Origin of the sequence: Thiohalophilus sp. (assembly GCF_034522235.1) — a bacterium.
Taxonomy (GTDB): domain Bacteria; phylum Pseudomonadota; class Gammaproteobacteria; order UBA6429; family Thiohalophilaceae; genus Thiohalophilus.
This window is the reverse complement of the sequence record NZ_JAXHLN010000003.1, coordinates 1,158,675-1,171,998: the sequence shown is the minus strand read 5'-3', so window position 1 is coordinate 1,171,998 and position 13,324 is coordinate 1,158,675. Positions and strand designations below refer to the sequence as shown.

The 13,324-nt window shown below is 61.1% G+C and carries 14 protein-coding genes; 4 read left to right on the top strand and 10 right to left on the bottom strand.

Annotation, left to right across the window (positions count from 1 at the left end):
- Positions 1–4: 4 nt before the first annotated feature.
- From U5J94_RS08695 to U5J94_RS08650, 10 genes are all read right to left on the bottom strand, one after another.
- Entirely contained in the window at positions 5–193 is a 189-nt protein-coding gene (locus U5J94_RS08695) for a DUF2065 domain-containing protein (protein ID WP_322565255.1), read from the bottom strand.
- A 43-nt stretch (positions 194–236) separates the two neighbouring features.
- On the bottom strand, positions 237–1,112 hold the full coding sequence (hflC, locus tag U5J94_RS08690) for a protease modulator HflC (RefSeq protein WP_322565254.1): 876 nt from the start codon (positions 1,110–1,112) through the stop codon (positions 237–239).
- Positions 1,109–2,275 (bottom strand): FtsH protease activity modulator HflK, encoded by a 1,167-nt coding sequence (gene hflK, locus U5J94_RS08685; protein ID WP_322565253.1) that lies wholly within the window; start codon positions 2,273–2,275, stop codon positions 1,109–1,111. Before hflK ends, hflC begins: the two co-directional genes overlap by 4 nt.
- 83 nt (positions 2,276–2,358) lie before the next feature.
- A complete protein-coding gene (gene hflX / locus U5J94_RS08680) occupies positions 2,359–3,681 on the bottom strand; it encodes a ribosome rescue GTPase HflX (protein ID WP_322565252.1) in 1,323 nt (440 codons plus the stop codon).
- Between the two features lie 35 nt (positions 3,682–3,716).
- Positions 3,717–3,968 (bottom strand): RNA chaperone Hfq, encoded by a 252-nt coding sequence (hfq, locus tag U5J94_RS08675; RefSeq protein WP_322565251.1) that lies wholly within the window; start codon positions 3,966–3,968, stop codon positions 3,717–3,719.
- A gap of 101 nt (positions 3,969–4,069) precedes the next feature.
- Positions 4,070–5,017 (bottom strand): tRNA (adenosine(37)-N6)-dimethylallyltransferase MiaA, encoded by a 948-nt coding sequence (gene miaA / locus U5J94_RS08670; protein WP_322565250.1) that lies wholly within the window; start codon positions 5,015–5,017, stop codon positions 4,070–4,072.
- Positions 5,017–6,723: a DNA mismatch repair endonuclease MutL gene (gene mutL / locus U5J94_RS08665; protein ID WP_322565249.1), complete on the bottom strand. Its 1,707-nt coding sequence runs from the start codon at positions 6,721–6,723 to the stop codon at positions 5,017–5,019. The genes miaA and mutL overlap by 1 nt, the downstream gene beginning before the upstream one ends.
- 174 nt (positions 6,724–6,897) lie before the next feature.
- On the bottom strand, positions 6,898–8,202 hold the full coding sequence (locus U5J94_RS08660; protein ID WP_322565248.1) for an N-acetylmuramoyl-L-alanine amidase: 1,305 nt from the start codon (positions 8,200–8,202) through the stop codon (positions 6,898–6,900).
- 120 nt (positions 8,203–8,322) lie between these two features.
- Entirely contained in the window at positions 8,323–8,778 is a 456-nt protein-coding gene (tsaE, locus tag U5J94_RS08655; RefSeq protein ID WP_322565247.1) for a tRNA (adenosine(37)-N6)-threonylcarbamoyltransferase complex ATPase subunit type 1 TsaE, read from the bottom strand.
- A 68-nt stretch (positions 8,779–8,846) separates the two neighbouring features.
- Complete coding sequence (locus U5J94_RS08650; RefSeq protein WP_322565246.1) at positions 8,847–10,325, bottom strand: NAD(P)H-hydrate dehydratase; 1,479 nt, start codon at positions 10,323–10,325, stop codon at positions 8,847–8,849.
- An 18-nt stretch (positions 10,326–10,343) separates the two neighbouring features.
- Between U5J94_RS08650 and queG the strand changes: the two genes are divergently transcribed.
- The 4 genes from queG to mobB all read left to right on the top strand — a co-directional run bounded on the left by queG (position 10,344) and on the right by mobB (position 13,289).
- Positions 10,344–11,441 carry a tRNA epoxyqueuosine(34) reductase QueG gene (queG, locus tag U5J94_RS08645; RefSeq protein WP_416224208.1) on the top strand — a complete coding sequence of 366 codons (1,098 nt, stop codon included), beginning with the start codon at positions 10,344–10,346 and terminating at the stop codon, positions 11,439–11,441.
- A 6-nt stretch (positions 11,442–11,447) separates the two neighbouring features.
- Positions 11,448–11,948 carry a heme-binding protein gene (locus tag U5J94_RS08640; protein ID WP_322565244.1) on the top strand — a complete coding sequence of 167 codons (501 nt, stop codon included), beginning with the start codon at positions 11,448–11,450 and terminating at the stop codon, positions 11,946–11,948.
- 223 nt (positions 11,949–12,171) lie between these two features.
- Positions 12,172–12,753 (top strand): molybdenum cofactor guanylyltransferase MobA, encoded by a 582-nt coding sequence (mobA, locus tag U5J94_RS08635; RefSeq protein ID WP_322565243.1) that lies wholly within the window; start codon positions 12,172–12,174, stop codon positions 12,751–12,753.
- A 5-nt stretch (positions 12,754–12,758) separates the two neighbouring features.
- Positions 12,759–13,289: a molybdopterin-guanine dinucleotide biosynthesis protein B gene (gene mobB, locus U5J94_RS08630; protein ID WP_322565242.1), complete on the top strand. Its 531-nt coding sequence runs from the start codon at positions 12,759–12,761 to the stop codon at positions 13,287–13,289.
- Positions 13,290–13,324 lie beyond the last annotated feature (35 nt).

Below are 13,324 nucleotides of genomic sequence, written 5' to 3'. Positions count from 1 at the left end.
GTACTTAACCCTTGATCAGATAGATCAACAACGCCCCACCTGTCATGGCGGCCAGCCCGATACGCCGCAAGACGCGGTCGCTCATCTGGGCCACCATTAACAGACCACGACGAAAAGAGGCGGGACTGAGCGCCGGTGATATCCCCTCGATCACCAGCACCAGCGCGATTACCAAAACCAAGTCCTGCCACATGAACGACGCCCGAAAGAATGGTTAGTCAAACGTTATCGGCGTGTCACTTGCCAGCGGGATTGTTGTTCTTGAAATATTTGAAGAACTCAGAGTCCGGTTCCAGCACCATCATATTGCCGTCACCCACCAGCGATTTGCGATAGGCATTGAGGCTGCGGTAGAACGAGTAGAACTCTTCATCCTCCGAAAAGGCGTTGGCATAAATGCCTGCCGCTTTGGCATCACCCTGACCACGAATAGCCTGGGCCTCGCGATAGGCGTTGGCCAGCATGACCGTCTTCTGGCGTTCCGCCTCGGCGCGGATGCGTTCCGCCTCACCTCGACCGGAAGCGCGCAGTTCCTTGGCTTCCTTCGCACGCGCCGAGCTCATGCGTTCGAAAATATTCTCGAACACCCGTTCGGTCAGCTCGATGCGCTTGAGACGGACATCGACGATCTCGATACCGAAACTCTGAACCCGTTTATCGGCCTTCTTGGTAATACTGCGCATGATGTTATCCCGCGCGTCGGAGATGACTTCCTGCAAGGTGCGCTCACCAAAGGCGTCCAGCAAGCCCTTGTTGACAATCGACTGAAACTGCATCCGAGCACGACTCTCCATGCCCTGCATGGTCTTGTAATAGGTCTCGACATCATCGATGCGCCACTTGACGTAGTAATCCACGATCAACGGTTTCTGTTCCTGGGTCAGATAACGCTGCGGGGCGGTATCGGCGGTGATAATCCGCTTCTCATATTTGCGCACGTTATTCACGAAAGGCCACTTGAAATGCAGCCCCGGTTCAAAGTCAGCTTTTTTCACCTTCCCCAACGCAAACTGGATCGCCAGTTCGCGTTCGCTGACCGTGAACATGGAGTTACTGGCGATCAGGCCAATGACAGCCAGCACGACGATAGCGGCGATAAGTTTCGGGCTCATTGGCGTACCTCCCGCGAGCGGTTATCACGCTCACGCATCTGATCCAGTCCAAATTCCTCGACTTGCTCCTTGAAGGGACCGGAACCGGACTGTGAGTTCGTATCACTGTTTTTCGAACGCTGCATGATCTGATCCAGCGGCAGATACATCAGGTTATTGCCGTTTTGCAGGTCGATCATGACTTTCGGATTCTTGCCGAGTATCTCTTCGATCGCCTCCAGGTACAGACGCTCGCGGGTGACCACGGGGGCCTTCTTGTACTCGACCAGAATATCCGAGAAGCGTTCGGCATCACCTTCAGCCACCGCGATTTTCTGATCCCGGTAGCCCTTGGCCTCTTCCAGGAAGCGCTGTGCCTGACCCTCGGCACGGGGCAGAATGTCGTTCGCGTAGGCCATGGCCTGGTTCATGAACTTTTCCCGATCCTCGCGCGCGGCCGCCACATCATCGAACGCCGCCATAACCTGGCTCGGTGGTTGGGCCTTCTGCATGTTGAAACCGCGTACCTGCAGACCGGTTTCATAACTGTCGAGAATGCCCTGGATGCGGTCCCAGGCTTCGGAGGCGATCTTGTCGCGTCCCTGGGTGATGATGTGTTCCATGTTGTTGTTACCGACGATCTCGCGTACGGCACTTTGCGTGACGTGTTTTAACGAGATTTCCGGGTCACGAACGTGATACAGGAAACGGCGCGAATCGCGCACGTTGTACTGCACCACGAATTCCATATCGACGATATTCTCGTCCTGGGTCAGCATCAGGGCTTCCTGGCTGCCTTCACCGATATGCACCGAGCGCACATTGGACACGTCGACGATCTCCACAGTGTCGATAAACCGCGGATACCAGTGCGGGCCCGGCGGCTGGATGCTCTCGAATGCACCAAAGCGCAGTACCACGGCCTCTTTACCTTCGTTGACGATGTAGATACCGGACAGGGCCCAGATCGCCACCAGCACCAGGGCAATGAAGCTCAGGCCGATCGAGCCGCCCGCACCGGGGATGCGGGGGCCACCGCCACCGCCTTTACCGCCGAACAGACCGCCGAATTTGGCCTGCAGCTTTTTGATGACTTCGTCGAGATCCGGGGGACCGCCCTGCGGGTTATTGCGATTACCCCAGGGGTCCTTGTTGTTTGAACCACCAGGTTCATTCCAGGCCATGTGATGCTCCGTGATATGTGTTCTGAATCAGCGTGCGGTTTAATTCAGGGATTGTGGATTTTCAATGTGACCGAGGGGCAATTCTATGGGGCTTCGCTACCTGCCGCAAGGCGTAACGCCTCTTCGTCCTGCGCCAGATAGGTCGCTATGCCGTGGTGTTTGTCCAGCGACTGCCACTCGGGCCGGGGCATTTCCACCGTCATCAGCCAGTTACCCTGCTCGTCCACCTGCTCGCGGTGCACCTTGCCGACTTCATGCAACAGGGCATGCAGTCGGCCCTGGGTCACCGGCAACAGCAGCTCGTGGCAGATCCGGCCCCGGTCCAGTCGCGCGGCCAGCGCCTCGCGTAACTGTTCCAGTCCCGCCCCGCTTTGCGCCGAGATCCAGACCCGCCAGGGCAGGCCCCGCTCGTCATACTCGATGTGCGGCGGCGTGTCTTCCAGGCGGTCGATCTTGTTGTAGACCAGCAGCTGCGGCACCGCCCGGGCCTCGATCTCGCTCAGTACGGCGTTGACTTGCTCAATATTGGCCTCCCGCTCGGGGCTGGAGGCGTCCACCACATGCAACAGCAGATCCGCGTCGCGGGTTTCCTGCAAGGTGGAACGAAATGCCGCCACCAGATCGTGGGGCAGATGGCGGATAAAGCCGACCGTGTCGGCCAGGATTAGCTTCTGCCCGTCGGCCAGCTCCAACCGGCGCAGGGTCGGATCGAGAGTGGCGAACAACTGGTCGGCGGCATAGACATGGGATTCGGTGAGCCGGTTGAACAGCGTCGATTTACCGGCATTGGTATAACCGACCAGCGAGACCGACGGAATCTCGGCCCGCTTGCGGGCGCGGCGGCCCTGCTCGCGCTGGCGCTGGACCTTTTCCAGGCGCTTGTTGAGCTGGCGAATGCGATCGCCGATCAAGCGGCGGTCGGTCTCCAGCTGGGTTTCGCCCGGACCGCGCAGGCCGATGCCGCCCTTCTGGCGCTCCAGATGGGTCCAGCCGCGCACCAGGCGGGTGGACAGGTGCTTGAGCTGCGCCAGTTCAACCTGCAGTTTGCCTTCGTGGGTGCGGGCGCGCTGGGCGAAAATATCCAGGATCAGGCCGGTACGATCCAGCACCCGGCAGTTGAGCAATTGTTCGAGGTTGCGCTCCTGCACCGGTGACAGGGCATGGTTAAACAGCACCAGATCGGCGTCGAGCGCCTTGACCGTGTCGCGAATCTCTTCAGCCTTGCCGCTGCCGACAAAATAGCGGGGATGGGGAACAGCCCGGGAACCGGTCACCACAGCGACCGGCTCGGCGCCGGCGGAGAGAGCCAGTTCCCGGAATTCCTGCGGTTCTTCCTGCTGCTGTTCGGCTTGCAGGGCCAGGTGAACCAGAACCGCCCGTTCACCGGCTTGTGGACGTTCAAACAATCATTACCACCCTCACCAACACCGGGTTGGTGACTTCAAGCATTACCTTCATGCTCCTTGATTTCTTCCGCCACGGGCAGCTTCACATTGCGCGCCGGCACCACGGTGGAGATCGCATGTTTATAAACCATCTGATTAACCGTATTTCGCAACAACACCACAAACTGGTCAAATGACTCGATCTGTCCCTGCAACTTGATTCCGTTTACCAGAAAGATTGAAACGGGAACGCGTTCCTTACGCAGTGCATTGAGAAACGGATCTTGTAAGGACTGTCCTTTACTCATCGTTATTATCTCCGAATTTTATAGTTATTTTCTCAGACGATCGGGTCTGTTCTTATAACCTTATAAATAATCAATCAAAATACAAATTCATCTTAGCACACTCATTCTGTATCAATGGGTGAGCAACGTAACCATTTCAAGACCTGATCCCCGCTTTTTTGATCCAGGGCGTCGAATGTCCGGACCCCCGGCTCGCTGCGCAGCCAGGTCAGCTGGCGCTTGGCCAGCTGGCGCGTCGCCGCCACGCCCTGCTCCTGCATTTGAGTATAGTTGATCCTGCCCTGCAAGTAGTGCCACAGCTGGCGATACCCCACGGCCCGGATCGCAGGCATCTGCTCGTGCAAATCCCCGCGCGCAAAAAGGGCTTCGACCTCGTCGACAAAACCCTGCTCGAGCATCCGGGCAAAACGGGCGGCGATGCGTTCATGCAATACCGCCCGATCCGAGGGAATCAGTGCCAGTTTGACAAACTGCCAGGGCAACGGTTCATTTTGTTGCTGAAGATCGCTCAGGGGCACGCCGGTCAGCTCAAAAACTTCCAGGGCGCGTTGAATACGCTGGGGATCGTTGGGATGAATGCGCCCGGCGGCCTGCGGATCCACCTCCCCCAGCCGGGCATGCATCGCCGCCCAGCCCCGTTCAAGCGCCTCCTGCGCCAGCCGCGCGCGCAGCGCGGCATCGGCCGCCGGCAGGCGGGCGAGGCCGTGGATCAGGGCGCGAAAATAGAGCATGGTGCCGCCGACCAGCAGGGGAATGCGCCCGGCGGCGGTGATCTCGGCCATTTCCCGACGGGCCAGTTCGGCAAAGCGGGCCGCCGAACAGGCCTCGGCCGGATCCAGAAAATCGATCAGCCGGTGGGGCGCTTCGGCCAGCACCTCGGGTGCCGGCTTGGCCGACCCGATATCCATGCCCCGGTAGACCATCACCGAATCGACGCTGACGATCTCCACCGGCAATTCCCGCACCAGGCGCACGGCGAGCTCGGTCTTGCCCGAGGCGGTCGGCCCCATCAGAACGATCGCCGTTGGCCGTTCGCGCGTCGGGGCCATCAGCGCGCGAACAGTCCCTGCAACATGCGGCTGTCCCAGCGCACCCAGTAACGAGCCGGGCGCGCGTGCGGCTGCCAGCGCAGGGCATCGCGGACCAGCGCCTGTTGCTGTGCCGCGCTCCAGGTTTGATGGCGACTGATCGCCTTTGCCAGCGCCTGCGCCGCCGGTTCCCCCGCCCGGGCGGCGGCGACCAGGTCGGGCAACAGGGCGGCGAGGTCAGTCTGCGCACCCAGCGCCGGGATCTGGCGCACCCGCACCGCCGTCTCGCTGATCACCGTCAGATCAAAACCGCAGCCGGCCAGCCACGCCTCCTGCTGCTCCAGCCACTGTACCGCCGCCGCTGACAGTTCCAGCGTTTGCGGGATGAGTAACGGCCGGGCGGGCAGCGGCGTGTCGGCGAGCCGTTCGGCCAGTTGCGCGCGGCGCACCGCCTGACCGTTCACCAGCAGCAGCCCGCCCTCTTCCGCCACGACCAGATAGCCCTCTGCCAGCGCGGCAACGATGTTCCAGTCGCCGGCGACCTCGCGCGTCTCGTCCTCACCGGACCCGGCGGGAGCCGGCGAGCCGTCCGCGACCGCTTCGCGGATTTGCCACGTCGCAGGAATATTGCCTTCCGCCGGGGTATAAAAATCCTCCCGTTTCGCTCCGGACGCCGGCGCCGGGGCGACGGCCGCCGGCGCGGCGCGATCCAGTGCCTCGCTGACCGCGTGCGCCAGAAAATCATGAATCCGGCGTGCTTCATGGAAGCGGACTTCATGTTTGGTGGGATGCACATTAACGTCCAGCTTGAGGGGATCCAGTTCCAGATAGAGCACCCAGGCGGGATGGCGGCCGGGATAGAGCCGCGGCTGACAGGCCTGGCGCAGTGCATGGTTGATCAGCTTGTCGCGCACGCTGCGCCCGTTGACATAGACATACTGCAGATCGGCCTGGGCCCGGGCCGCCTGCGGTCCCCCCAGCCAGCCGCTCAGGCGCAGCCCCTCCTGGGAAAAATCCAGCGCCCAGGCCTGGCGATAAAAGGCCTTGCCGCACAGCCGCTCCACCCGGCGGGCACGCTGCGCCGGCTGCGCGGCCGGCGGCAGACGGAAAATTTCCCGCTGGTTGTGCGTGAGGGTAAAACCGACCTCGAAACGGCTCAGGGCCAGGCGCTTGAGCATATCCTCGATGTAGCGATACTCGGTGCGTTCGGTACGCAAAAAGCGCCGCCGCGCAGGGGTATTATAAAAGAGTTCCGAGACGCTCACGCTGGTGCCGACCGGATGCGCGGCCGGCGCCAGCTCGGGCGGCGTATCCCGTCCGCTGAGACTCAGACGCCAGCCCGACTCGGCCTCGCTGACCCGGGATTCAATCGTCAGGCGGGCCACCGAACCGATACTGGCCAGCGCCTCGCCACGAAACCCGAGGCTGGCGATATTCTCCAGATCCGCCAGCGAGGCAATCTTGCTGGTGGCATGCGGACTGACTGCCAGCTCCAGCTCGTCGGGACGAATGCCGTAACCGTCATCACTGACCCGGATCGCCTCCAGCCCGCCCTGGCGAATCTGCACCTCGATCCGGCTGGCCCCGGCATCCAGGGCATTTTCCACCAGCTCCTTGACGATCGACGCCGGCCGCCCCACCACCTCCCCGGCGGCAATCTGGTTGGCCAGGGTCGACGGCAGGCGCTGGATCATCGCATCGGGCTGATAACGGCGGGCGGGTTGCATGCGAATAGCTTAACCGCGTTATTTAAAAAGGGGAACTGGCTTCGTGACGAGACCGGGTTTAAAAACGCGGATGACGCAGAGGCGGGAGATATATAATTTTGAATTTTGAATTTTGAATTTTGGATTGTGGATCTGTTAATTCAGAATTCAACATTCAAAATTCAAAATTGCTTTTCAGATCACGGGGATCTGCAGCACCTCGCCGACGCGCAGCAGATTATCAGAGAGGCCGTTGTGCTGTTTGATGGACGAGACGCTGACCCGGTAGCGGGCGGCGATACCGGACAGGGTGTCGCCACGGTCGATCCGGTGACGTTGCGGCTTGCGTTCGGCCAGCACGGTCCCGGCCGGGGCATGGCGGGCAAAGTAGCGTTTCACCCCGGCGAAGATGGAGCGGGCCAGTTCGCGCTGATGGGTGGGGCTGCGCAGTTTACGCTCTTCGGCGGGATTGGAGATGAAAGCGGTTTCCACCAGGATCGACGGCACATCGGGCGCCTTGAGCACCCGGAAACCGGCCTGTTCCACCTGCCGCTTGTGCAGACGGTTAACCTGCTTGAGACTGCCGAGCACTTCGCTGGCGACCCGGTGACTCTCTTCAATCGTGGAGTTCTGCACCATGTCCACCAGCACCATCTTCAGCAGATCTTCCTTGTCGTCCAGACTGACCCCGCCGATCAGATCCGCGCTGTTTTCGCTTTCGGCCAGGAAGCGGGCTGCCTTACTACTGGCGCCGCCGTCGGAGACCACATAGACCGAGGAACCGTGCGCACGACGATCATGGAAGGCATCGGCATGGATAGAGATAAACAGATCGGCCTGGGCGCGCCGCGCTTTTTCCACCCGTTCGCGCAGGCTCAGATAATAGTCACCAGTGCGAATCATGACCGGTTTCATCCCCGGCGCCTGGGCCACCATCGCTTCCAGCTTGCGGGCCACGGCCATGACCACATCCTTCTCACGCGTGCCGCGCCGACCTAGCGCGCCCGGATCCTCACCGCCGTGACCGGCATCGATGGCAATGACGACATCCCGCGGTTTGCCGTCATTGACCGACTTGGTTACCGTCGGCGCACTTTGCTCGCTTTGCGGCTGGTGCAAGTCGATCACCAGCCGGTGACCGTATTCGCGCTGTGGTTTGAGGACAAAACTTTTGGGTTTGACCCGGGATTTGAGATCCAGCACAAAGCGCAGCTGATCATTCTCGCGGTGGGCATAACGGATATTTTTAATCAGCGCGCCATCATAGGCAAAGCCCGGCAGGGTGCCGGGAAAACGGGCCTTTTTCAGATCCACGACCACCCGATCCGGGCCTTCCAGGGAAAACAGGCTGTGGTCCACCGGCTCGCTCAGGTCCAGCACCAGCCGGGTATGATCCGGGGCCGGCCACATACGCACGCCTTCCACTTGCACCTCGGCCGCTGTCGCGGTGAACGGCACAATCGAGAGCATCAGCAGTAGCAACGCCTGAGCTGGACGCATTTTCCCCTCCCGTTTTACCTGTCTTTAATTATTGTGCCGGGCCGGGAAAGAAATCAAGTAAAAAATGATATTTATTATGAAGATAGCCTGGTTTTCTAGAGTTTTTTCGAGAAAATTCGGTCAAAACGGCTCCAGCCGGGCCAGCAGTGCCTCACCGGCCTGGTCGTGAGCAATCAGCCGCGCCTGGCGACCCTCGCCGCTGGGTTCCAGATAGACCTCCACATCGGGATGGGGCAGATGGCCCGCGCCGCGCTCGGACCACTCCACCAGACAGAGGGAGTGACCATCCAGGTAATCCCGAAAGCCGAGGTATTCCAGCTCTTCGGGATCCCCGAGCCGGTACAGATCGAAGTGAAAAACCTTTTTATGATCAAAGTAATAGGGCTCGACCAGGGTATAGGTCGGGCTTTTGACCGGACCTGAGTGCCCCAGCTCCTGCAGCAGGCCGCGCACCAGGGTGGTCTTGCCGGCCCCCAGCTCGCCGTGCAAAAACAGCAGACAGGGCGCCACGCAGAGGCGGGCCAGCCGCCGGCCCAGTTGCAGCGTGGCCGCTTCGTTTTCGAGGTACTGTTCCATTGATCCAAGCTTAGCGGAATTTATCGCCCAACGGCATGCACCGACGGTAAAGAATTTATTCGTCGCAATCACCCATTGACGAGCCGCCGCAACGGGCCGAACAGATCCCCGGCCAGCAGGCCACGTTCACCGGCGGCTTTGGCGCCCTGATCCGCCGCCGAGGCATGCAGGCAGACGCCCAGTTGCGCGGCCGTCGCCGGCGCCAGCCCCTGGGCCAGCAGGGCGGCGATCACTCCGGTGAGCACATCGCCCATGCCGGCGCTGCTCATACCGGGATTGCCGGCAGTGCAGACGCTGTTACCCGCGTCAGTGCTGACTAACGTTCCGGCCCCCTTGAGCACCACCGCCCCGCCGAACTGCGCCTGCAGGCGGCGCACCGCCGCCAGCCGATCGACCTGCACCTCGGCCGGGGTCAGGTTCAGCAGGCGCGCGGCCTCGCCGGGATGGGGGGTGAGAATCCGCTGCCCGGCCCACTGCGGGTTCTCGGCCAGCAGATTCAGCGCATCGGCATCCACCACCTGCGGCGTGTCGCGCGCCGCGATCGCCTGCCAGATCATCCGGCCCCATTCGCCCTGCCCCAGACCGGGGCCCACCGCCAGCACCGTGGCCTGATCGATCAGCGCCTGCAGCGCCTGGCTGTCTTCCACACCGTGGCACATCAGTTCGGGCCGGCCGCTGTTGAGTGTGGCCGCATGGACGGCGCGGGTGGCAATACTCACCCGCCCGGCGCCGGCGCGCAGAGCCGCCTCGCCGGCCAGCCGGGCCGCGCCGTTCATACCCTGCTCCCCGCCGAGGATCAGCACATGGCCGTACAGCCCTTTATGGCTGTTGCGCGGCCGGCGCGGCAGGTGCTGGCGTAAGGCTTCAAAGTCGAGCCGCCGGGCCACCGGACTCACGCGCGCCCGCACGCTGGCTGGCAGATTGAGGGAGGTGAATACCAGCTCGCCGACATAATCGGATGCATCACCGGTCAACAGCCCCGTCTTCAGACCGATGAACGTGAGGGTCGCATCGGCGCAAACCGCCCGGCCGCCTGCCTGACCGGTGTTGGCGTCCAGACCGGAGGGGACATCCAGCGCCAGGACCGGCTTGCCGCTGGCATTAAGCCAATCGATCGCCGTGGCGTAGGGCTCATTCACCGGCCCCTGGACACCGGTTCCCAGCAGGGCATCGACCAGCAGATCGAGATCCTCGATCGGTTGCGATGCAAACGGCTCGGGAACCACCTCCATGCCCTGCAGCCGCTGCAGGGCAGCCAGGGCGTCGCCGCGTAATTTGTCCGGATCCCCGACCTGCAGCACGCGGACCTCGCGCCCGTCGGCCTGCGCCAGCCGGGCGACCACGTAGCCATCGCCACCGTTATTGCCGGTGCCGCATACCACGGCGATGCGGCGCGCCTCGGGCCAGCGCCGCGTGAGCAGCCGCCAGGCGGCCTCGCCGGCGCGCTCCATTAATATTGAACCGGACATGCCCTCTTCCTCGATGGCGATGCGATCGAGTTCGCGGCACTGGTCGGCGGTATAAAGATCATGCGGCAGATGAGTCATAAGGCTATGATTATGATCATGAGTCAGCAGCAAAACAAGCAAGCCGCGCACAAACCCGACTGGTCGACGCTGGCGGCTGAGATCAAACAGTGGGGCGCCGAGCTCGGTTTTCAGCAGACCGCCATCACCGATACCGATCTGGGCGAGTATGAAACGCGTCTGCAGCGGTGGCTGGCCCGGGATTACCAGGGCGACATGCAATGGATGGCCGAACACGGGACAAAACGCAGCCGGCCGGGCGAACTGGTCCCCGAAACGTTGCGCATTATCAGCGTGCGCCTCGATTATCTGCCCGAGGAGACGCTCGATCTCAAGGCGCTGCTGGATCACCCCGACAAGGCTTATGTCTCGCGCTATGCGCTGGGACGCGATTATCACAAGCTGATGCGCAAGCGCCTGCAACAGCTGGCCGATCGTATCCAGCACCGGATCGGGCCCTTCGGTTATCGCGCCTTTGTCGACAGCGCGCCGGTGATGGAAAAAGCCCTGGCGGAAAAAGCCGGCCTGGGCTGGATTGGCAAGCACAGTAACCTGCTGCAACGGAATACCGGCTCCTGGTTTTTTCTCGGCGAGTTGTATACCGATCTGCCCCTGCCGGTGGATGACCCGGCCAGTAACCATTGTGGCACCTGCCAGGCCTGTATCGATGTCTGTCCCACCAACGCCATTGTCGAACCCTATGTGGTCGATGCGCGACGCTGCATCTCCTATCTGACCATCGAGCTGAAAGGCTCGATCCCGGTGGCATTGCGCAAGCCGATGGGCAACCGCATTTATGGCTGTGATGACTGCCAGCTGTACTGTCCCTGGAACCGGTTTGCCGACACCAGTCGTGAGCCGGATTTCGATCCGCGCCAGCGCCTGGATGATGCGCGCCTGGTGGAACTTTTCCAGTGGGATGAAGTCACTTTCAATCAGAACCTGGAAGGCTCGGCGATTCGCCGTATCGGCCACGAACGCTGGCTGCGCAATATCGCCGTGGCACTGGGCAACGCGGCCACCTCGCCGGAGGTAATCGCCGCCCTGCAGGCCCGCACCGACCACCCTTCCGAACTGGTGCGCGAACATGTGCTGTGGGCATTACAACAACATCAACCAACCGCCATTGAGGACTAAACCACCATGAAACGCTATCTTGCTTTCGTCCTGCTTCCGGCTTTACTGCTGAGCCCGATCGCCGCCGCCGAGCCGGCCTATGTCACCACCCGGGTCCTCTCCTTCGAGCTGGCCAATCAGCTGGCCGTCGAGTCGGCCCAGGCCTGTCGCAAACAAGGCTATCAGGTCACCGCCAGCGTGGTCGATCGCAACGGCAAACTGCTGGCCATGGCGCGCGACCCGCTGGCCGGCACCCACACCATCGACGTCAGCCGCTTAAAAGCGCAGACCGCCGCCAGCTTTCAGACCTCCACGCTGGACATGCAGGAAGGCAACTTCGACAACCTGCGCTTTGCACCGGAGGTCTTGTTGATCGGCGGCGGTGTGCCGGTACGGATCGGTGGTCATTTCTACGGTGCCGTCGGCATCTCCGGCGCCCCGGCGAAAAAGATCACCGGTGATGTGGATGACGAATGCGCCAGAGCCGGCATCGACGCCATTCGTGAGGCGATCGAGTTTGCCGAATAAAACAACAAATGCTTAACCACGAAGACACGAAGACACCAAGAAAAATTATTCAAGGAGCCGGAACGATCACTCCAGTTTACCAATGTCAGCGACGACAGACAGTCTTCGTCGCTAGTAGAAATAGGTTTCAAGAAATACAGAAGATTTACTTGGTGTCTTCGTGTCTTGGTGGTGAATCACTTTCAAGTGGTGAAATCCCTTTCAAGCTGCGATACTCTGCAATATGAATTTTCCCGAACCGACTGAGGTGACCGGCATTGTCCTGGCCGGCGGCCGGGCGCGGCGCATGCAGGGGAAGGACAAGGGGTTGTTGCTGTATCAGGGACGCCCGTTGATCGAACAGGTCTGCGAACGGTTGCGACCGCAGGTCGCGCGCCTGTGCATTAACGCCAATCGCCATGCAGAGAGTTATCGGCGTTACGGTTATCCGGTCTTTGCGGACCAGTGGCCCGATTATGCCGGTCCCCTGGCCGGCTTTTACAGCGCGCTGCAACAGTGCGAGGGTGACTGGTTCTGTTTCGTCCCCTGTGACACGCCGTCCCTGCCGAACGATCTGGTCGAACGACTGTGTGCGGCAGCCCGCCGTGAACAGGTGCCGCTGGTCTCGGTCAGTGACGGACAGCGGCTGCACGGCACCTTCTGTCTGCTGCACCGCTCTTGTGAAGCTGCACTGCGGAGCTATTATGAGCAGGGCGAACACCGGGTACAGGAGTGGATTCGCAGTCAACCGCACGCCGTGGTGGATTATGCCGATCAGCCCCGGGCGCTGCTCAATATCAACGAACCGCAACAACTGGATATCTGAATCACATGATCGATGCTCCCTGCCCGTTACTCGGTTTTGTCGGCTACAGCGGCAGCGGTAAAACCACCCTGTTGACCCAGCTGATCACGCTACTGCGGGATCACGGTTATCGCATCGGGGTGATCAAGCACGCCCATCATCAATTTGATATCGATCACCCCGGCAAGGACAGTTATGAACTGCGCCATGCCGGCGCCGATCAGATGCTGGTCGCCTCGCAGTACCGCTGGGCCTTGATCACCGAAACGCCACAACAGGATCACGATCCGCAACTGGGCGAACTGATCAACAAGCTGGACTGTGCCAATCTCGATCTGATTCTGGCCGAGGGATTCAAACATGTTGCCTATCCCAAACTCGAGGTCTATCGTGAGGTGGTCACCCACTCGCCGCTGCATCCGCAGGATCCCGATATCATCGCCCTGATCACCGAATTGCCCGCGCATGCGGCAGGTGATTTACCCCTGCTGGATATCAATGATCCCTCTGCCATTGCAGACTTTGTCGAGGCATACATTCAGCAGAACCGCGGCTGATATGGCATAATCCGTCGTCCCAATGGCAACCCCGT